The organism is Secundilactobacillus silagei JCM 19001 (genome assembly GCF_002217945.1).
Classification (GTDB): domain Bacteria; phylum Bacillota; class Bacilli; order Lactobacillales; family Lactobacillaceae; genus Secundilactobacillus; species Secundilactobacillus silagei.
The window spans coordinates 97,609-118,723 of record NZ_BCMG01000009.1; the positions used below are offsets into that span (position 1 = coordinate 97,609).

The 21,115-nt window shown below is 45.3% G+C and carries 14 protein-coding genes; 9 read left to right on the forward strand and 5 right to left on the reverse strand.

Annotated elements, in window-relative coordinates; all coding sequences use genetic code 11:
* The first annotated feature begins 83 nt into the window (after positions 1-83).
* The 5 genes from glyQ (at position 84) to CES79_RS09075 (ending at position 5,152) form a co-directional block, all read left to right on the forward strand.
* Positions 84-1,010 (forward strand): glycine--tRNA ligase subunit alpha, encoded by a 927-nt coding sequence (gene glyQ / locus CES79_RS09065; RefSeq protein WP_089136983.1) that lies wholly within the window; start codon positions 84-86, stop codon positions 1,008-1,010.
* The gene (gene glyS / locus CES79_RS09070) at positions 1,010-3,082 is read left to right on the forward strand and encodes a glycine--tRNA ligase subunit beta (protein WP_089136984.1); all 2,073 of its coding nucleotides are present in this window, start codon (positions 1,010-1,012) and stop codon (positions 3,080-3,082) included. The genes glyQ and glyS overlap by 1 nt, the downstream gene beginning before the upstream one ends.
* Positions 3,083-3,503: 421 nt before the next feature.
* Positions 3,504-3,653 (forward strand): hypothetical protein, encoded by a 150-nt coding sequence (locus CES79_RS12850; protein ID WP_159459482.1) that lies wholly within the window; start codon positions 3,504-3,506, stop codon positions 3,651-3,653.
* Between the two features lie 176 nt (positions 3,654-3,829).
* Positions 3,830-4,003: a hypothetical protein gene (locus CES79_RS12855; protein WP_159459483.1), complete on the forward strand. Its 174-nt coding sequence runs from the start codon at positions 3,830-3,832 to the stop codon at positions 4,001-4,003.
* Between the two features lie 231 nt (positions 4,004-4,234).
* Positions 4,235-5,152 carry a DNA/RNA non-specific endonuclease gene (locus CES79_RS09075; RefSeq protein ID WP_054655405.1) on the forward strand — a complete coding sequence of 306 codons (918 nt, stop codon included), beginning with the start codon at positions 4,235-4,237 and terminating at the stop codon, positions 5,150-5,152.
* Between the two features lie 76 nt (positions 5,153-5,228).
* Here the strand turns inward: CES79_RS09075 and CES79_RS09080 are convergent, their stop codons facing one another.
* Positions 5,229-5,570 (reverse strand): hypothetical protein, encoded by a 342-nt coding sequence (locus CES79_RS09080; RefSeq protein ID WP_089136985.1) that lies wholly within the window; start codon positions 5,568-5,570, stop codon positions 5,229-5,231.
* A 233-nt stretch (positions 5,571-5,803) separates the two neighbouring features.
* Here CES79_RS09080 and CES79_RS09085 point away from each other — a divergent pair, with 233 nt between their 5' ends.
* Complete coding sequence (locus tag CES79_RS09085) at positions 5,804-6,958, forward strand: hypothetical protein (protein WP_089136986.1); 1,155 nt, start codon at positions 5,804-5,806, stop codon at positions 6,956-6,958.
* Positions 6,959-7,172: 214 nt separating this feature from the next.
* Here the strand turns inward: CES79_RS09085 and CES79_RS09090 are convergent, their stop codons facing one another.
* The 4 genes from CES79_RS09090 to CES79_RS09105 form a co-directional block, all read right to left on the reverse strand.
* Entirely contained in the window at positions 7,173-8,066 is an 894-nt protein-coding gene (locus tag CES79_RS09090) for a quinone oxidoreductase family protein (protein WP_089136987.1), read from the reverse strand.
* A gap of 158 nt (positions 8,067-8,224) precedes the next feature.
* A complete protein-coding gene (locus CES79_RS09095; RefSeq protein WP_159459484.1) occupies positions 8,225-8,848 on the reverse strand; it encodes an HAD family hydrolase in 624 nt (207 codons plus the stop codon).
* A gap of 283 nt (positions 8,849-9,131) precedes the next feature.
* Positions 9,132-10,232, reverse strand: coding sequence for an iron-containing alcohol dehydrogenase family protein (locus tag CES79_RS09100; RefSeq protein WP_089136989.1), 1,101 nt, complete (start codon positions 10,230-10,232; stop codon positions 9,132-9,134).
* Between the two features lie 190 nt (positions 10,233-10,422).
* Complete coding sequence (locus tag CES79_RS09105) at positions 10,423-10,671, reverse strand: hypothetical protein (RefSeq protein ID WP_054655395.1); 249 nt, start codon at positions 10,669-10,671, stop codon at positions 10,423-10,425.
* Between the two features lie 267 nt (positions 10,672-10,938).
* Here CES79_RS09105 and dnaG point away from each other — a divergent pair, with 267 nt between their 5' ends.
* The 3 genes from dnaG (at position 10,939) to CES79_RS09120 (ending at position 21,059) form a co-directional block, all read left to right on the forward strand.
* Positions 10,939-12,786 (forward strand): DNA primase, encoded by a 1,848-nt coding sequence (dnaG, locus tag CES79_RS09110; RefSeq protein WP_089136990.1) that lies wholly within the window; start codon positions 10,939-10,941, stop codon positions 12,784-12,786.
* Positions 12,787-12,797: 11 nt separating this feature from the next.
* The gene (rpoD, locus tag CES79_RS09115; protein WP_054655393.1) at positions 12,798-13,940 is read left to right on the forward strand and encodes an RNA polymerase sigma factor RpoD; all 1,143 of its coding nucleotides are present in this window, start codon (positions 12,798-12,800) and stop codon (positions 13,938-13,940) included.
* A gap of 354 nt (positions 13,941-14,294) precedes the next feature.
* On the forward strand, positions 14,295-21,059 hold the full coding sequence (locus tag CES79_RS09120) for an LPXTG cell wall anchor domain-containing protein (protein WP_089136991.1): 6,765 nt from the start codon (positions 14,295-14,297) through the stop codon (positions 21,057-21,059).
* The last annotated feature ends 56 nt before the right edge of the window (positions 21,060-21,115 follow it).

Consider the following 21,115-nt stretch of genomic DNA (forward strand, 5'->3'; position numbering starts at 1 on the left):
GTAGGTCTATCAGACTACGTTGGGACGTTTTTTTGTGTCCTGAAATTTGGCATCGCTATCATATATTAGGAGGATATTGGTTTATGACCAAGAAATTGTCAATGCAACAAATCATCTTAACCTTGCAGCAATATTGGTCCGCGCAAGGCTGCATGTTGATGCAGGCTTATGATACGGAAAAGGGTGCCGGGACCATGAGTCCTTACACCTTCTTACGAGCAATCGGTCCAGAACCTTGGAACGCTGCCTACGTGGAACCATCAAGACGGCCAGCTGATGGCCGTTATGCTGAAAACCCTAACCGGTTATATCAACATCACCAGTTCCAAGTAGTGATGAAGCCTTCACCAGAAAATATTCAAGACCTGTATTTGAACAGTTTGAAAGAATTGGGTATCGATCCCTTGGAACACGATATTCGCTTCGTTGAAGATAACTGGGAAAACCCGTCAATGGGCTGTGCCGGTGTTGGTTGGGAAGTTTGGCTTGACGGGATGGAAGTCTCACAATTTACCTACTTCCAAATCGTTGGTGGCCTAGAAGTGGATCCCGTTACATCAGAAATCACTTACGGTCTTGAACGGCTCGCTTCTTACATTCAAGATGTTGACAGCGTCTTCGACCTAGAATGGGGCGATGGCGTATTATACGGTGACATTTTCCGGGAACCAGAAATCGAACATTCCACTTACGGCTTTGAAACGTCCAACCAAAAAATGCTCATGCAGATGTTTGACGACTACGAGGGCGAAGCCAAGAAGCAGATTGCTAACGGTCTGGTTCACCCCGCTTACGACTACATTTTGAAGTGTTCGCACACCTTTAACCTGTTAGATGCTCGTGGTGCGGTCTCCGTTACTGAAAGAGCCGGCTACCTGTCTCGCATCCGTCGCATGGCGCACAGTGTTGCCAGAGCCTTCGTTGCTAAACGAAAGGAATTTGGCTTCCCGTTGATCAAGGATGAGAAAAAGCGTCAAGCACTATTAAAAGACGGGGAGGACAAAAAGTAATGGCACATACATTTTTACTTGAAATTGGTCTGGAAGAAATGCCTGCTCACGTGGTCACACCTTCCATTAAACAATTAGTTCAAAAAACCAGAAAGTATCTCAAAGAACAGCGCATCAGCTTTGACGATATTACACCGTTTTCAACACCACGCCGGTTGGCCATTCAAATCAGTGGTCTAGCTGACAAACAGCCGGATATCGACAAAGAAGTTAAGGGCCCAGCTAAGAAGATCGCCTTAGACAAAGACGGTAACTGGTCAAAAGCGGCTCAAGGCTTTACTCGGGGTCAAGGTGTGACTGTTGATGACATTACCTTTAAGGAATTAAAGGGTACCGACTACGTTTACGTTGAAAAGCACATTGCTGGTCAATCGGTGGAAACCGTTCTGGCTGGTTTGAAGGATGTTGTGACCGGCATGACCTTCCCAACCATGATGAAGTGGGGCAGTTATCACTTCGAATACATTCGTCCCATCAAATGGCTGGTAGCTTTGCTTGATGATAAAGTCATTCCGTTCCAGATCCTCGACATTAAGACGGATCGCCAGACACGTGGTCACCGGTTCTTAGGCAAGACGATCGTTTTGAAAAATGCTACCGACTACGAAGACGCATTGACCAAACAATTCGTGGTGGCTGATGCTAAGAAGCGCAAGTCAGAGATCAAGACGCAGATCGAACAGATTGCTTCAGATAATAACTGGGTCATTAAATTAAACCCAGATCTGTTAGAAGAAGTCACTAACTTGGTTGAATGGCCAACCGCCTTTACTGGCAGCTTTGACGAAAAGTACTTGACCATTCCAGACGAAGTGCTGATCACCTCGATGCGTGACCATCAACGGTTCTTCTACGTGCTGGATCAAGATGGCAAGTTGTTACCGCACTTTGTATCCGTTCGTAACGGGAACGCTGATCACATTCAAAACGTAGTGGCTGGTAACGAACGGGTGTTAGCTGCTCGTCTGTCAGATGCCATGTTCTTCTACCAAGAAGATCAAAAATTGACCATTGATGACTACGTTGAAAAGCTCAAGTCAGTTAGTTTCCATGACAAGATCAGTACGATGTATGAAAAGATGCAGCGGGTAGCTGTGATTGCGGCTAATCTAGGTCAAAAGCTTGGCTTGACGGATGCCCAGATCAAGGATGTTGTTCGGGCTGCTCACATCTACAAGTTTGATCTCGTCACTGGTATGGTCGGCGAATTTGCCGAACTGCAAGGGGTCATGGGTGAGAAATACGCGCTATTAAATGGTGAAAACCCAGTGGTCGCCCAAGCCATTCGCGAACACTACATGCCAATCTCTGCTGATGGTGATCTGCCTGAATCAACGGTGGGTGCGGTACTTGCCATTGCTGACAAATTAGACAGTATTTTGACCTTCTTTGCTGCTGGCATGATTCCAAGTGGTTCTAACGACCCTTACGCTTTGCGTCGTCAAGCGACTGGGATCGTCCGGATCGTCCGGACCAACAAGTGGCACCTTGATCAAGAGATGGTGGACGCTGCCATTGATGCTGAAACCAGTGCTAACGTGGCACCTGATCTGGACCAAAAGGCGCAGGTTAAAGCCGTTGGCGGTTTCTTGAAGGACCGGATCAAAGTGACGTTGCTTGGTGAAAAGGTAAAGCACGATGTCGTTGATGCCGTCATTGGCGGACCCAACACTGATTTGCTGGACAACTTCACCATTGCGCAAGTGCTGAGTGATCACCAAAATGATGACGACTTCAAGGGAACCATCGAAGCCTTGACTCGGGTCTTGAGAATTGCTCAAAAGGCCGACAAGAGTAAGGTGACTGCTGTGGATACCAGTTTATTTGACAACGATAGTGAACCAAAGTTGAAGGCCGCTGTGGATAACGTTGCTCAGCAGGCATCAGAACTGGATATTCCAGCTTACTACAATGTTTTAGCAGCCTTGAAGCCAGTCATTAACGACTACTTTGACGCAACCATGGTCATGGCCAAGGATGAAAAGGTTAAGAACAACCGTCTTAGTCAGTTGAGTCAGTTATCTGACTTGATCTTGCGGATGGGTGATTTGAACCAATTGATCGTAAAATAGTTAGTTATGATGCTGTCATCAACAGTCATTAAGGGGTACCCAGTTTAATTTCTTGGCACTTAGTGGTCTAGTCTGCTGAGTTACTCGACAATGATGTTAAAAGTGATATAATTAAGTTACGCTATTAATGAAACTGAAATCAAATACCAGCTTGAGCGGCGGAGGCTCAGGCTGGTTTTTTGTGTCTAATTTTCTGCCAGTGTCTATCTTAAAATTGCAACCTTTGATCATAAAGTGCAAGGCTGGATCTATAATGGTAAAATAACGAACTATAACGTTGGCGTGATTCAATATAAGGATGCTGCCCATACGGTGCCAGCTGGGGTGTCAACTTCTTTAGGACAGTTACATCAAGTCCCTTAACTACGGATGAGGCTACTAGTTTTATCGTCTGGCTAATCCTGGTACTGCCAACGATGGCATGGCAAAGGTCTATTCCACACCATTCGAAACCAGTCCGTTTAGAGTGGACATTAACATGCCTAACAAGGTTTCGTCAGCTGACTATGCTAACGATGTGTTTGTAATCATTGGTGCCGAGACGCGGACTCGCCAAGTGACCGCTGGTTAAGTGTCCAAGATCTCTCTAATAGTCGAATTGCTGGTGTCATTAGAGACGGTTCCTTAAAAAAGATTGCCCCCGTCAGCACTCAAAATGGGATAACGGTTAACTACGTTGATAAGAATAGCGGTAAGACGGTCGGTTCAATCGTTGTACTATTTGGTGCAGCATTTGGTAAAACGACCATGGACTTTGGCTATGAATTCGGTAATCAAGCAAGTGCCGATCAGTACATGCACATGCCAGATGGGTACCAAGGTGCTTATTCCGAAGATGATTTCTTTGGCACGCAGCCAGGTACGCATGATGTAACCAAGGGTGCCGTTGTGACTTACTACGTTCAGCCTAGGGTGAACTAAGTGTGATTGAAAATTAAAGTTATAGAAAGGGTATTTAGAATGTTATCCATTCTAGATACTTTTTTTGATTACAGAAAAGCACTTTTAATTTATTTAAAGCGCTTTCGCAGGCGAATTATAATGGTTTAAACCATACCTGTGATTGACCCCAATATATCATGACTTGTATAATTAACAAGTTACTAATTCTATAATAACGGATTATTACTAGTCTGTTGGGGAGAAGAGAAAATGTCAAAACTGTTCAAAACGGTACTATCGTTGATTGTAGCGGTGACGATTTTAGCCGTACCAGTAGGTGCTACTTGCGAACCAAGCAATGCCAGTGCTGCAACCATGGTCTACGTAACGAAGACGGGTAAGCATTATTTTTATCACCGCCATAATCGTGGGCTAAACCGGGCACGAAAAGTGTATCGGGTCAGTTTACAAAAAGCTAAGCATAGGGGCTTGACTTTAGCCGCAACGGATCAGGCAACCAAGACACATCATAAACGGACGCATCATCGCCGCATTAAGCGTCGGACCGTTGTCAAACGCGTACCTGTGAAGCACATTAAGCAGGCTAAAGCCAGTGCTTCTGGGCTGCAAAGACTTAAGTATCACGGTCAGCAGATCGTAATCATTAATCATGATCAGCCGAAGTTAAATCGGTTGAGCATTAACAAGGGTGCTTGGCAGCATTATGGTAACCTGGACCGGTTGAACCGAGTCACTACCGCGGATGCCATGTTAAACAAACGCCTGATGCCGCATACTGAGCGTCAAGCGTTATATGTTGATCCCACTGGCTGGCACAATAAACACGGCCATGGTGGCTGGCTTTACAATCGGAGTCATTTAATTGGCTATCAGCTGACGGGTCAAAATAATAACATGAAAAACCTCATGACCGGGACCCGGTCACTCAACACACCTGGCATGGAAAAGTATGAAAACCAAGTGGCCAGTTATTTGCGGAGCAGTCGTTCGCACTATGTCCGCTATGAGGTCAAACCAGTTTTTGCTGGCAATGATCTGTTGGCCAACGGTGTTCAAATGCAAGGCGAATCAATTGGCAGTCACGCAATTCGATTCAACGTCTATATCTTTAACGTTCAACCAGGCTTTCATCTGAATTATCGGACGGGGACTAGTAAAGCAGCTTAATATCAAACAGTAAAAGCGCACTGATAAAGGGTGAAATCCGATTATCAGTACGCTTTTTAGTTGTGCATGAGTTTAGTTACCGGTGCCATCTTTGCCAAGAACCAGCACCATCGTAAGTGTACATATAGCCATGTGAATATTTAAAAGCGCCGATATCACCCATGACTTCCGGTGTGTATTGGTTACCATATTTAGAAACGTGCTTAAAATGATAGCTAAGATTGTACTTATGGCCAGTCTTACCTTGCTGAAGGTGGTGTTTGGTAAATTTCATTTTCCATTGATGGCTGTACCACGTGTGGTGGAAGTGAGCCGGCATGTCACTAATTATTTTCGCACTAGCAGTGGTTGGGGCCAAGGCGGTACCGCCTGCTAAACTAATCCCGACGGCCAAAGCAGTTAAAAGCGATTTTTTCATGTGAATTCCCCCTAATGAATTTCATGATACGCTAATCGATACATTAGTTAAAGGGTAAAATTGATTAGTGAATTGCTAAAATTGATAGGTACTAAACGCTGTTATGCAAGGCTTTAAAGGTAATTAAAGTTGCAAAATCATTGCCTATGATGCGTAATCTTTGCTAAACTTAAACCAGCAATGCGATTGCTTGATGGCAATTATTCAGGGATTAAATTAGGGGAGTGTTTAAAATGAGGATTGGATTTAAAACGGCTTTGGCTGGATTAATCGCCTCGCTAGGTTTATTGAGCCTAACGGCGGTGCCAGCTCATGCGGATAAACCGTCGATTGCGGTGGCTCCAAACGCGGCGTTTAAACAGATCAAGTTAGACGGCACCTTTATGTACAACGAATATACTAAGATCACGCCATACCATTTGAAATCGACCAAAAAGTCAGCCTATATGTGGAACGATCTATACACTAAGAAGCTGCATAATTTGAAGAGTTATCCAAACTACACTTGGTACCAAACGGCAACAGGGACGAAGGGAAATTCTAAGTACGTCCGGGTCTCTAATTTTTCAGAGACTAAAGTTGGCTGGGTCTGGGCCGGTTACCTATCTAAGGGTTATAACAGCAAGGGTTACCAAGTAACAAGAAAGCGTTACGGTCGGCCAACCTACGCTGGCGGGCCCTTTCATGTGGCCAGTACTACCAAGAATGCTTACCTATGGGATTGGACGCATACTAAGGTTCGCGCGAACTTGAAGGATTATACCAATCAAAACCTTTTTAAGCGTCATTCAGTGCGGATGAAGCATAGTGGTAAGGAAACGTGGTATGCTTACGTGACCGTTAAAACGAAGCACGGTGATGTGTCCGGCTATGTAGCGGCCAGTTTATTGACCCCGGGCAAGACCACCAATCATGCCAACACGGATGTGGTTTATCCAGATGACTTCACCAGTACGACTGATTACCTAGAATATATTAAGGATAGTAATTATCAAAAATTGACCCGGTCAATGATGGCGTTGTTCCCAAATACGCCAGTTGATCTAGGGATGTCACAGATTGCGGCGCACAACTATTCTAACCGGATCTATGTTGATGGTGATGACGGTGATGATGCGGTTTCGACTAAGGGCTACAAAGATATCATCGTGTTTCGGCAAGTGTCTAAATACCTCTTTGACAATCGGGCGGCATCCAATGAGACTAAGATTGCCGGCGTTAAGAAACTGTTAGATCAAGCCGGCTATCCACAGTCAAAACGGGATAAAATGACTGATTACAAGCTTGGTATTTACAACATCAATAACGTGCCTATCAGCAACTTATGGGATCAAACACCAGGCGGTAAGATGGCCTGGTACAGTTTAGCAGTTGGCAAAGCTGAATAGAGAAGAGTTAAAGTTTTAGAGCAAAAAAAGAAGAACAACTACGAATAGCAAAATGATCTTGTAGCTCAGTAACTGTGACAAAACCCGGTAGATTCCAGAATTTAACTCCCAAAATGCTTGTTCCGACAAACTTTGTCAGGACAAGCATTTTGGGGGTTAAATGGCCGGAAATCAAGGCTGTAATTTAATAGTTAATGTAATTTGATGATGGCCTCTAAAATGCAACCAAAACACGCCCACGACTATGCGTTTCTTTCGCAAAGTGCTGGGCCTTTTTTGTCTCGGTAATGGGGAAGGCACGATTGATCAGCGGTTTGAGCTCACCGGTAGCCAACTGGTGAATGAACATCCGGTAATCGTCAGCGTTAAAATCATCGTGGATGAACGTGAAGTTGGGTAAGCCCGGATCTTTCATAATGACGATTGACGTTACGCTGGCTTCAGTGGTCCGTGCTACCAAGGTTTCTAACAAACTAACGATACCTACAGTATCAAGAATCAACGTCTTGCCGGTCAACTGTGGCAGCTGATTGCTGGTATAGGCGGTGAGGCTTGGCATTTGTTCTTTAAAGTACGTCAGACTTTCTGACGTCACTACTGGGTAAATCCGTCTTGATTCGTTGTGCAGTAACTGCAGTAAGGTCAAACCAATCACTGAATTGGCACCGGTCAGCACGATATTGTCAGCATCGCTAACGTCGATGAACTTTTTCAACGTCAAGGCTGTGCTAGCAGATAGTGCAGCAGCGGCTTCGTTGCTGACTGCATCCGGCAACAAGAACAGCCAGTCGGGGTTGGTGGAGCGGACATACTCACTATACGTACCAGCAGGGTTAATCACCAAAACGCGTTGGTTGAGTAAACTCTGGTTACGATTTTCACCGACTTCGACCACTTGGCCTGCACCTTGGATACCAATGATCCGTGGGAGCTGGGCTAAGTTTTCGTTGGTGGCGTGTTGATCAGATTCCAATTTCCAATCGGTTGGTGATACGGGCATGGTACTCATTTTGACGATGACGCTATCGGCGGTTAGTTTAGGTTTGGCGACGAATCGAGCGGTGAGACCGTCGATGCCGTTAAAGTTGATTTGTGTGATTGCTAGCATTGTACTGGCTCCTTTAATTGTGAACGTGGGATTGTTTCCATGGCAACACTATACGCTAACATTGTTTCCTCGTCAATAAAATAATAAATGAGCCTGACTATCTAAAAGGGCACGCTTAAAAGCGTGTCCTTAAAGTATTTGTGTCATTTAATTGCTGGCTAACTCAGTAATTTTGTCTGCAGATCTGCCACTGATTTATAAACATCTGCGTTCATTGTCTGGAGCGCATCCAACTGAACACTTGGTGACCACGCTGCCGAAAAACAGTGAACGCCAGCTGCCTGAGCGGCTTTAATATCACTGGTTGCGTCACCAACGTAGGCTAGCTCGTCTGGTGCCAGGTGCTGCGTAGTCAAAAGACTCTGGAGGTTGTCCGTCTTCACATTACGTTCTGGTGAACCAACCAAAATCGGCTTAAAGTAGCCGGTCAGTCCCAGCATTTTCAGTGAAATGTCACACGAACGCTGACCCTTGCCAGTGAGCAGTGATATCTGGACACCATGGTCTTTTAAGGCCTGAAGCAGATCTAGAACGCCTGGAAACGGCTGCCGTAAGGCTTGATGGGCTTGCTCGTAAGCTTGATAAAAGATATCTGAAGCCGTATCCAGCGAAACGTTTGGCAACAGCTTTTTTAGCATTCCTTGCTCATTGGTTCCAAACGTATCAAAAATCTGCTGATCATTGATCTTTTGACCAGTAAGTTGTTTGACCGTGCTATGAAACGACTTTAAAATTACTGGAAAAGTATCTGCTAAAGTGCCATCCAAATCAAAACTAATCATGCGATACATCATTTTCACCTAACTTTCTAAATAACTTGGTTAGAATTGCTTACTTATTAAATAATTATCAGTTTCAGTATTGCACGCTGAGGCGCTGTGTTCAAGTTGACGGAATTGAACCGGATTGCTTCCCATTTACTTACATTACTGGCTGGAATTTTAGTGAACATGGCATAAGCAAAACAGCACGGCAATTTTCCAAGTTTGGAAATTGTCGTGCTGCTTGTTTTAGAATTTTGGAAAACGTTCCAATTGTTTAAATAGTTATGGTTATAGCTAATGTTTATTCTTCGACGGCAGCCGTGACGTCTTCAACCGTTAACATGGCATTCTTAACGACCTCAGCCGTGATGGGTTCTTCAGTGGGTACAAAGTGCATTTGCGTGCTTGGATCCGCTGCAGCGGTGGCAATCTTTTCGATGTCGCTGTCAGCAATACCACCGAGGTTCAAATCTGCCAAGTTAGTCGGTAGGCCGAGCTTGTGGTAGAACGGCAGCAAGTTTCTGATGTCGTCGACTTTATTTTCGATAGCCAATAGAACCAAAATTCCATAGGCAACTTTAGCACCATGTAAGTGTGGGGCAGTTGCTGGGAAAATGGTCAAAGCATCGTGAATCGCATGAGCACCTGAAGCACGGCCGTAATCATCGCCCCAGCCGCCAACGGTACCGGCCATTACAATGATAGTTTCAGCAATTTGGCGCCAGCGTGGTGTTAAACGACCAGCTTTCATGTCTGCCACGGCACCGATGGAATTCTTCAACAAAACTGCTTTACAGTTGTTGGCCATTTGCCGAGAAATGGTCAAGGCTACCGTGTATTGGTCTTCCGGTAATTGTTCGAAGATCAACTCGGATTCGTAGAACTTAGCCAGCGTGTCACCGATGCCGGCAACGAAGTATTCGATTGGTGAGTTCAAGATCACCTTGGGGTTCAGCAGCATCAAGTTAGCAGTTTCCAAGTAAATATTATGGTTAATGTGTTCACCGGTTTCCTTGTAGTGCACGGAAATGGCTGACCAAGGAGAACAGTTGCTGGCCAGCGTTGGGATTAGAACCAGGTAACGGTGGGTTCCAGTGGTGACACTCTTAGAGGTGTCCAAAACTTTTCCACCGCCAAGACCGATGACCATGTCAACGTCATTTTCATCAGCAATCGCCTTCACTCGATCAATCTCTTCAAATGAACATTCACCGCCAAATGGCACGTCAACAACTTTGACGTCATCTGGCCAGGCTGGTAGATACGGTTGCGCTGCAGCTAATGATTTCTCGCCGTGCAGGAATAAGACTGTTCTCACCTTTAACTTGTTCATGAATCCTGGTAATTCGTCATAAGCCTTATTATCTGATATGTAGCGTTGTGGTCCACTTTGTGAAATCATTATCTTCAGTCCTTTTAGTTCGTCCGTCTATTAGACGGGCAGTAGTATGTATTTTAGCCGCACCTCGCTGGATGACAGCTAATAACAAAACATTATCAGCTTGAAGAAATGAAATGTCAAGGTGTTTTTTAATCTATTTTTAATTCTAAAATGGCAAAAAGGGGCACATTGAGAAATTAATTTCTATAGATTATGAGACTTGCGCCCAAACGAAATATTTAGTGATCACGAACTGGTGGCGCTGATTAAAGTGGCCGTAAGCGGCAATCTTAGACTGGGCGTGCGCGCGGTAGAAGAAATCTAGGGCGTGCGAAACAACAATACAGTGCAGTGTTTGGCCATCATCTGTTATGATGGAAACATACAGCATAACGGGATCTGGTTTGATGAGCTTAGGTTCCGACTGAAGGGTCCCGACTAAGTTAATGCATTGGGTCATTTAGAACACCGCCTTTTTAAAGTTAGGTTTATTATACAAACACACGTTCGCATAATCAAGCGAAATATCAGGCTTTTAATAGCGGATGTTTCGAGGCGCTTTAGTTGCACATATTTGCTTTAGTTGATATGATATAACTACGTACGCGGTAGATTGCAAAAAAGAAAGATAGTTAATGCTTATTGAACTTGTTTTGACAATCTATTCGCAGGCTTCAAACGCTGTATTTACAGGTGTTTTGGTGGTTAATCAAAGGGGGTTGCGCCGTTGGCGAGAATACCCGAACAGGTAATTGAACAAGTCCGCGATGCAACTGATATCGTGGATTTTATTAGTCAGTACGTCCAATTGCAGAAGCAAGGAAAAAATTTCTTTGGTCTGTGTCCATTTCATGAGGAACGGACGCCTTCTTTTTCGGTCACTGAGGAGAAACAAATTTTTCACTGCTTTAGCTGCGGTCGCGGCGGAAATGTCTTCAAGTTTTTAATGGAGCTTGAAAACCTCAGCTTTCAAGAAGCAGTGGTTAAAGTTGCGGCATTTTCACACGTTTCGCTTGACGAGCAGATCGTTAACGATGCAACTGGTGGCGGTCAGCACGGCGACCCGCAGTCACCGACTAATCAGCTGATCAAGCTGCACCAGGATGCAACCAAGCTTTACACGCACATTTTAATGAACACGGAGATGGGTCAGCCAGCACTGGATTATCTGCATAAACGCGGGTTGACCGACCAAACTATTTCGGATTACGGTCTGGGGTTTGCACCAAGTAAACAGCTCTTAAAGCCGTTTTTCGAAACCCGCAAGATCGATTACCAGACCCTGCGGCATTCCGGTTTGTTCATTGAAAATTCGGATGGTGAACTGCGGGATCGGTTTGTTGACCGGATCATGTATCCCATTCGTAATCAGTCGGGTCAGGAGATTGCCTTTTCTGGCCGGATGTTGAACCAAACACCAGATCAGCCAAAGTATTTAAACAGTCCGGAAACCGAACTGTTTAATAAACGCAAAGTTTTGTTTAACTTTGATCTGGCGCGAGGCGCCGTGCGTAAGCAGGGTGACCTGATCTTGTTTGAAGGATTCATGGATGTCATGTCAGCGCACCAATCCGGTGTGGATAATGGCGTGGCATCCATGGGAACCAGTTTGACTGAGGAGCAGATCTATGCGATTCAGCGAATTACCAAGCGGATCTACGTTTGTTACGACGGTGATACGCCGGGGCAAAAGGCCACGCAACGGGCACTATCGATATTACGGGATAATTCCAGTCTGACTTTGGGTGTCATTCAGATGCCAGAGGGGATGGATCCCGATGAATACCGGCAGAAGTACGGCGAAGCTAAACTGGCCAACGCGCTGGAATCCGCTCGAGAAACGCCGGTCGCCTTTGAAATGCGGTATCTAAAAACGCAGTATGACGTGGATACCGATACTGGCAGGCTGCAATATTTAAACGATATTTTAGCCATTCTGGCAACGGTGAAGTCACCCGTTGAACAAGACGTTTATTTGACCCAATTAGCTGACAGTTTTCAATTGGAAAAGGCGAGTTTGCGACAGCAATTAGCCATGGTCAAGCCAGTTCGTCAGGCACCTGACAGGTCGGCACCGCCAGCTGTCAGAACCGGTCAAAGCCAACCGCCGACCCAGCAACGGCAGGTGGTGAAGCGCACGCCAATTGAAAAGGCGGAACGGGCCTTGCTTTACCGGATGCTTCACGACCACGATGTGTGGTTGCGCGTCACCGGCATTGCCCAGTTTAATTTTGTTGACGATGATTACCAGCTGGTATATACGCTGGCTCAGGGGTATTTTGAAACCCACCAGAGCTATGCGCCAGCCCAGTTCGTGGATTTTATTCACGATGATCATTTGCAGAATCTGGTGATCGACATTGAATCGATGCAGTTAAGTGAATCAACTAGCGAAGGCGAGATTGATGATTACATTCAGCTGATCATGAACGTGGCACCGTTAACGAAACGGATCGGTGAAACCGAACAGGCATTGCAAGAAGCACGGCGGTTAGGTGATAATGACCGCGTGCGCCAACTTGTGATCGAGTACATTAAGCTACAACAACAAAAGCAGTCTCAAAAACAAGCTTAGGGGGCTTTCTAATGGCAAAACAAACAAAGAGTGCAAAGAGCACCAAGAGCAGCAAAACATTTGATCAAAAAGGTTACGACAAAGCTGTTAAGAACCTGGTGAAGGATTACAAGAAAAAGGGTCAAGTCACCTACGATGAACTTTCAGATAAAATTGCCTCTCCATTTGGTTTAACGGCTAAGAAGATGGACGGTTTACTGGAAAAAGTCGAAGATGCTGGTATCAGTGTCGTTGATGAAAACGGTGATCCAGATTCTCGTGCCGTTAAAGCTGCCAAGAAAGTTACTGCTAGCGAATTAAAGAATACTTCCGCACCATCCGGGGTCAAGATCAACGATCCCGTGCGGATGTACTTGAAGGAAATTGGCCGGGTTAAGCTGTTAACTGCCGACGAAGAAGTTGCGTTAGCGCTGCGGATCGAACAGGGCGATGAAGAAGCGAAGCAGGAATTAGCCGAAGCTAACTTACGGCTGGTGGTTTCCATTGCTAAGCGTTACGTTGGCCGTGGGATGCAGTTCTTGGATCTGATCCAAGAAGGAAACATGGGTCTAATGAAGGCCGTTGAGAAGTTCGATTACCGTAAAGGATTCAAGTTCTCAACCTATGCCACATGGTGGATTCGTCAAGCCATCACCCGTGCCATTGCTGACCAAGCCCGGACGATTCGGATTCCAGTTCACATGGTTGAAACCATTAACAAATTGATCCGGATCCAGCGTCAATTACTGCAAGACTTGGGTCGTGAACCTACGCCTGAAGAAATTGGTGCTGAAATGGATATGCCAACGGAAAAGGTTCGTGAGATCTTAAAGATCGCGCAAGAACCCGTTTCCTTGGAAACCCCTATTGGTGAAGAGGATGATTCTCACTTGGGTGACTTCATTCAAGATGATGACGCCACTAGTCCTGCTGACCACGCGGCTTACGAACTGTTAAAAGAACAGCTTGAAAGCGTGCTGGATACGTTGACTGACCGTGAAGAAAACGTGTTGCGTCTGCGTTTCGGTCTGGATGACGGTCGAACCCGCACCTTGGAAGAAGTCGGCAAAGTCTTCGGTGTTACCCGCGAACGGATTCGTCAAATCGAAGCTAAGGCGTTACGTAAGTTGCGTCACCCTTCACGTTCAAAGCAGTTGAAGGATTTCTTGGAATAAGATTAAAAGATGGATTAAAATTTTTAACAGATTATATGAAGAAAACACTCTGTTCATGGTCGAAAGCGACTAGTGATCAGGGTGTTTTTTTATGCTGTTGGTAAGCAATATACCGGTAATGAAAAATTAACGACAGATAATCTTTACATGTGAAAACCGCTACATTATAATGAAGCCAATAGATGGGGGGCATCGTATAGGAGGAGTGTTTTTTCAGAAAAAGCAGAATAGTGTTTTGTTTTAAACTTATAGTTAATACTGTTAATTACCGCTTGAATCTAAGAAATTAGACTTTAAGTTATTTTTAATAGATTAAATAACTAATTGGTAGGCAGAAGTAGGGGGGTACCAGAAATGGTAGGAAAAAATAATCATATTAGGACGATTAAGTCCAATCTAAAAGAGCATTATAAGGCGTATAAGGCTGGTACAAGGTGGATTTATGCTAGTTTAGCTAGTTTGGCGCTTGGAGCGGGATTATTGCTAGGAAGCAGTATAACCAGTTACGCTGACACTACAGCAGATAATACGCAACAACCAACCGCAACAGAATCCAATGCGACTTCAAACACGGCAGCGAATACGCAAAATGCAAAGACAGCGACGTTAAAAACGGGCACAAATACTAATGCTAGTGATAACGTTGCTAATTTAAAATCAAATGATAATTCAGCTTCCAACACAAATGAGAATACTGAAAACGAAAAAAACAGCACAGCCACGGATACTGGTAATCAAAGTGCTGTTCAAAAAGCACCAACTACGGTCGATAGTCCTGTCAACAACACGGCTGCTGATTCAGCTAAACAAGCCAACACTGCAGATCAGAATACAGCTCAAAATGGCCAGGTAGCTAACGGTGATTCTGCAAATAGTGCAACTAGTGATCTAACTAAACCGGTTACTACAACGCAAACGGCTGCTTCAAAAAAAACGCTGATTGACCCAACTGAAGATCAATTAAACGCAGCCAAAGCGAACGCTGCAGCAGTTTATGCTACAACCCATCAGCCACAAGAAATTGACGCACTAGCAGGCGGCCCAACAGAGGCTGTCACATCACTGAAAATTTCGGAAACTGCAATTGGTACGGGTACCAATGCACAAGATCCTTTGACAATGACCCTAACTGCCAACGCCAAGGCGGGTGATGTTTATCAAATTACGATTCCAAAAAACACGTCCTTATTTACGTTTGATTCGATTGATTCTTTAGATTCAGCAGCAGGTACGACAACCACGACTACGGGTAAGGATGGTTCAACCATCCTTACTGATACCTTTGCGACTGATACTGTAACCACCCAAAATATTAAACTGAAATTGACGAGTAACTACCTACCCGATGCAGGTATGGCTGACGTTGGTAAAACAGTGACGAAAAATGTTCTGTTTACAATCAATGGAAATTCTCAAACTGGGGTTAGTTTCACTCAGACGGTTAAACCAACCACGAACCTATCAACGGTTACTATGCTTCATCCCGATCCAAATACAGTTAAAGCGCTTTTACCTAATCAAAATTATGTTTTTGGCCTGAGCGTTAACGAAAATGATGGGATTCCTTGGATTGATGGCTCAACTTATCGTGTTGGCCAAGTATCCAACTATGGCGGTTCAACGATTACAATTCCAGTTCCTACTGGGTTTACATTAGATTCTGATACGACTAATAAGATGAATGCATTCACAGATGGAACGACGATTACCCAATCCGGCGGTAAGGGAACAACTGTGACTATTTATGTGCCAGCAAAGGCTGGGGCTTCAGCAGCTAACCAAGGACAATATAATACACCACAATATCAAATTGTCGGTGCGTTCGATGTGCCTCAAACGACATCAGCTCAAACGCTCACTGCAGGGGGAAACGTCACTTTCTCTCAAATTGTCAACGGAGATGCTACTAACAACACGCTTACTGATCAGGCTGATCCTTGGAAGGTGACAATCATCGCTAACCAAGGAGGCACTGACGTTGGGAAAAGCGGGGTTACAGCGATTGCTAATGGTAACTCATCAGGAAATCCTTCTCAGTTAATTACGAATCATGTAGATGATCCTGCAAATCTTAACCGCTTTGGTTTTACCTATAATTCAGCTGCCACCACAAATGACGCAACAATTACGATAGCGGTTCCTAATGGCCTTGATGCAACGAGTATTCAAACGCCGGCACAAGGTGTTACGATAGCATCTTATTTACCTGATACATCCAGTTATAAGTACACGATAACTTTAGCAAATGGCCAGACCGAAACGGGTACAGTTGCAGCGGGTGAAAAGATTACATCCACCGATGGTTCTGCAATTAGGACGGCAGTATTAGAGCCAAATGCAGTAGCTCCTGGTTCTTATACGGATGCCTCAACTGAGGCTTCAAGCTTTGCGGTGATTGGTCAACTAGCTGATAAATATGACGATAATACGACTGCTGTTAAAAGTGGTGATAAACTAACTTCCAAGATTGATTTCAGTTATGGGCCAAGTGACAATCTTGTGAAGGATCATAAAGAGGTAGTCCAAACAGTCCAAGAGGCACTGGCCGACGGGCAAGCTTATCTGATAACAAGACCCAATAACCAAACACCAGGTAATCCTAGTGCTGGTACGCTTCAAATCAGATATGATGATTTTCGAAATCAGAATACGAATAAAATTTATGAACCAACCTTCTACTTTGTCCTTCCCAAAGTGACTACGGTAGCTTCTGTTAACAGTCTCGGGGGGATGAACGACGATCCTGTTCATGATTCCCGCTATGGTGGGGCTGATCCTACTGGTGCGCAATTAACCCAGGTAACTGGTGCCAAGGTCTCTGAATTTACCGCAGACAATGGTCAGACTGTCGTTAAAATTGATTACGCCGGAACCGGCCAAACTGTTGATGTCAGTAAAACTACTGGTTATTGGGGTGGAATTACATTAGCGAACAATCCAGATGCATTACCTGGGGATTACCCATACTCTGTCTATATTGTTTCACCAAAGGTTAAGCTTTTAAATACAATTAAGCCGACAGATCCATCGTTTGTTGAAAATAATCCGAATGCTTACATGATGAATGGTGAAGCGGGTCACGGCACGTGGAATATCTCGACTGCAAGCTCATTTTTCAACACCTCGTTAGCACAGGGTAATAAAGATGTTAATGCTGTAGCTGATGGCACTAGTGATGATAAGGGCAGTTCTGATATGACCTTTTACGATTCCATTGTCTATACGTCACCTGCTACTGATGCGCAGGATCATAACGCCACGGCTGTCATCAATTTGCCTACTGTTGGTGATTCAAAGGGTTCTCAATACACCTTTAATTTAAAGGGCCCAATCACTGTGCCAACCAACTTTACAACGGCTGCAGGTGATGGGACTGCTATTAATCCTACTGTTCTCTATTCCACTACCGCTCAAACTTTTAATACTACTGATACGGCTCCGAATACCACCGGTTATGTACTCGCAGATCAGGTTCCTGCTGATGGCTGGTCTAAGATTCGTTCAATCATTATTCAAGTTAACGGCATCAAGCCAAATACTTCAACTGGTAGAATTGCTATTGATGGTAGCGTAGCTGATCAGACGGTTGATGGTAAGATAGTTACCTTCCATAATATGGCAGGTAAAACTGGTACTTTGCAGACGGCTTTTTATGGTGATGGTTCAAAGGTTGTTGTTAGTTCTGCTGATGCTTCGATTAAGATTGTGGGGGCTTCAACGGTTAAGGCGCGTTATCACTATCTAGATGCAAATGGTCAGGATCAATATATTGAAATTCCCGGTTTAACTCAAACAGTTAATGATAATGTCGATACTCTCAAAGACGATTATCCGAAACAAGCGGCGGACTTTACCAATGTGGAAAAGGCTTTGATTCCAAAGGGATATAAGTTAGATACAGGTGTTCCAACTATTATCGATACTAAAAATGATGGAGCCGCTAAGTTGGGCACAGTCGCTCAATATTTTGATGATGGTGATTTTGTACAGTATGAATTGGTTGGTAATGTTACTGCTCAGGTTAAATATGTAGATGATGATAATAATGGTGCCGTGGTTGGTACGCCCAAAACCATTTCTGGGGCGCCGGGAACTTCAATTAACTGGGATATGGGCACTGTTCCAACCGGTTATAGGTTGGCTACTGGTGCAGCAACTACCGGTTCCTACACGTTCCATGACGCTAATAATGTCCCATTCGAAATTCAGTTAAACCACATTGTAGATCACAGCACCACGACAACTACCCGGACGATCACCTACAAAGTGAATGATGCCAACTATCCTGGTCAAGTACCCGAAACGCAGACGCAGACCATCAAGTGGAATGTGTCAACGGATGAAGTTACTGGTGCCGGTGTGGCAACTGCGCAGAATGCTTACGATGCTCAAACTGCACCAACGATTCCGGGGTATACTGCCGATACACCGACGGTGGCTCAAAAAGCCTATGGCAGTGTGACTGGCGATAAGCTGCCACAAGCTAAGGCTGATGATGTGACAGTCACTTATACACCAGTCGCCCAAACAGCACAGGTCGAATATGTAGATGATGAAAATAATGGTGCCGTGGTTGGTACGCCAACGACGTTGACCGGTCAGACTGCTGGCAGTGCCAGCTGGACGGCGGATAATGTGCCGGTTAAGTACGTCTTAGCCAAAGGCCAAGCAGCCAACGGCACGTATCGGTTTACAAATGGTACGGATCAAACCGTGAAGATCCATCTGGATCACGCCATTGCACACAGCACCACGGCGACGACCCGGACGATCGCCTACAAAGTGAATGATGCCAACTATCCTGGTCAAGTACCCGAAACGCAGACGCAGACCATCAAGTGGAATGTGTCAACGGATGAAGTTACTGGTGCCAGTGTGGCAACTGCGCAGAATGCTTACGATGCTCAAACTGCACCAACGATTCCAGGGTATACTGCCGATACACCGACGGTGGCTCAAAAAGCCTATGGCAGTGTGACTGGCGATAAGCTGCCACAAGCTAAGGCTGATGATGTGACAGTCACTTATACACCAGTCGTCCAAACGGCGCAGGTCGAATATGTAGATGATGAAAATAATGGTGCCGTGGTTGGTACGCCAACGACGTTGACCGGTCAGACTGCTGGCAGTGCCAGCTGGACGGCGGATAATGTGCCGGTTAAGTACGTCTTAGCCAAAGGCCAAGCAGCCAACGGCACGTATCGGTTTACAAATGGTACGGATCAAATAGTGAAGATCCATCTGGATCACGCCATTGCACACAGCACCACGGCGACTACCCGGACGATCACCTACAAAGTGAATGATGCCAACTATCCTGGTCAAGTACCCGAAACGCAGACGCAGACCATCAAGTGGAATGTGTCAACGGATGAAGTTACTGGTGCCAGTGTGGCAACTGCGCAGAATGCTTACGATGCTCAAACTGCACCAACGATTTCAGGGTATACTGCCGATACACCGACGGTGGCTCAAAAAGCCTATGGCAGTGTGACTGGCGATAAGCTGCCACAAGCTAAGGCTGATGATGTGACAGTCACTTATACACCAGTCGCCCAAACAGCACAGGTCGAATATGTAGATGATGAAAATAATGGTGCCGTGGTTGGTACGCCAACGACGTTGACCGGTCAGACTGCTGGCAGTGCCAACTGGACGGCGGATAATGTGCCGGTTAAGTACGTCTTAGCCAAAGGCCAAGCAGCTAATGGCACGTATCGGTTTACAAATGGTACGGATCAAATAGTGAAGATCCATCTGGATCACGCCATTGCACACAGCACCACGGCGACTACCCGGACGATCACCTACAAAGTGAATGATGCCAACTATCCTGGTCAAGTACCCGAAACGCAGACGCAGACCATCAAGTGGAATGTGTCAACGGATGAAGTTACTGGTGCCAGTGTGGCAACTGCGCAGAATGCTTACGATGCTCAAACTGCACCAACGATTCCAGGGTATACTGCCGATACACCGACGGTGGCTCAAAAAGCCTATGGCAGTGTGACTGGCGATAAGCTGCCACAAGCTAAAGCTGATGATGTGACAGTCACTTATACACCAAATGATCAAAGCGTCACATTTGAGTATGTGGATGACGATAATGGTGGTGCTGTTGTTGGGACACCAACCCTTGTTAAGGGTAAGACTTTCGGAAAAATTAATTGGAATACAAATGATAAGCCGACTAGTTTCCAAGTATCTACTGGTCAAGCGGCCAATGGGACATATCAGTTTACCAACGAGAGTAATCAAATTGTGAAGATCCATTTGAATCACATTATTGATCACACCACAACGACGTCAACTCGAACAATTCACTATGTCGTGGATGATCCAAGTTATGCGGGTCAAGTACCAGCACCAACTGTTCAAACGGTTACTTGGAACGTTTCAACTGATGAAGTAACTGGCGAGAGTGTTGCCACGCCACAAGGCGCTTACTATGAGCAGACAGCACCAAACCTGCCAGGTTACATTGCAAAACCAAGTAAGGTTGATCAGCAGGTCTTTGGCAGTGTGGTTGCGCAAGATGTCCCAATGTATAATGAGGACGTAGTGGTGACCTATACACCACAACCAACACAACCAACTCAACCGCTACAACCGACTCAGCCAGTACAGCCAACTCAACCAGTACAACCGACTCAACCAGTACAGCCGACTACTCCAAGTAATCCGGCTCCAGGAACAGAGATTAACAAACCAACGACTCCTGGTAAAGGGGCTACAAAGACCACGACTCCAGGAACAGCGGTTAACAAGCCGACAACTCCTGGTAAAGGGGCTACAAAGGTCACGAACCCAGGCACAGCAGTTGATAACACAACAACTCCTGGTAACGGTTTGCAGGCACCACTCGGATCTGGGACTAATGCTGGGACTGCTGAAACGTTAGCAACTTCGGCAGCAGCTGGTGTTGTTTCAAATACTTCGGCAACAACTCAAAATGGTTCGGTTGCAGAAGGTCAAGCTAATGTTTCAACCGTTAACCAGCAGAAGTTGCCACAAACCAATGAGCAGAGTCATTCAGCAGTTGGTTTGGGCATCTTGGGATTGTTGACCAGCATGTTAGGTTTGGTTGGTCTGAAACGGCGCAAACGTGATGATGAGTAATTCAAGCATAGAAAAGTAATTTGAGTTCTTTGTCAACGCAGGTTGATGAAGTATTT

What these genes read in the sequence shown, in the direction of transcription:
- glyQ (WP_089136983.1), top strand. Translation starts at nt 84, where the DNA reads ATGACCAAGAAATTGTCAATGCAACAAATCATCTTAACCTTGCAGCAA.
- glyS (WP_089136984.1), top strand. Translation starts at nt 1,010, where the DNA reads ATGGCACATACATTTTTACTTGAAATTGGTCTGGAAGAAATGCCTGCT.
- CES79_RS12850 (WP_159459482.1), top strand. Translation starts at nt 3,504, where the DNA reads ATGGCAAAGGTCTATTCCACACCATTCGAAACCAGTCCGTTTAGAGTG.
- CES79_RS12855 (WP_159459483.1), top strand. Translation starts at nt 3,830, where the DNA reads ATGGACTTTGGCTATGAATTCGGTAATCAAGCAAGTGCCGATCAGTAC.
- CES79_RS09075 (WP_054655405.1), top strand. Translation starts at nt 4,235, where the DNA reads ATGTCAAAACTGTTCAAAACGGTACTATCGTTGATTGTAGCGGTGACG.
- CES79_RS09080 (WP_089136985.1), bottom strand. Translation starts at nt 5,570, where the DNA reads ATGAAAAAATCGCTTTTAACTGCTTTGGCCGTCGGGATTAGTTTAGCA.
- CES79_RS09085 (WP_089136986.1), top strand. Translation starts at nt 5,804, where the DNA reads ATGAGGATTGGATTTAAAACGGCTTTGGCTGGATTAATCGCCTCGCTA.
- CES79_RS09090 (WP_089136987.1), bottom strand. Translation starts at nt 8,066, where the DNA reads ATGCTAGCAATCACACAAATCAACTTTAACGGCATCGACGGTCTCACC.
- CES79_RS09095 (WP_159459484.1), bottom strand. Translation starts at nt 8,848, where the DNA reads ATGATTAGTTTTGATTTGGATGGCACTTTAGCAGATACTTTTCCAGTA.
- CES79_RS09100 (WP_089136989.1), bottom strand. Translation starts at nt 10,232, where the DNA reads ATGATTTCACAAAGTGGACCACAACGCTACATATCAGATAATAAGGCT.
- CES79_RS09105 (WP_054655395.1), bottom strand. Translation starts at nt 10,671, where the DNA reads ATGACCCAATGCATTAACTTAGTCGGGACCCTTCAGTCGGAACCTAAG.
- rpoD (WP_054655393.1), top strand. Translation starts at nt 12,798, where the DNA reads ATGGCAAAACAAACAAAGAGTGCAAAGAGCACCAAGAGCAGCAAAACA.
- CES79_RS09120 (WP_089136991.1), top strand. Translation starts at nt 14,295, where the DNA reads ATGGTAGGAAAAAATAATCATATTAGGACGATTAAGTCCAATCTAAAA.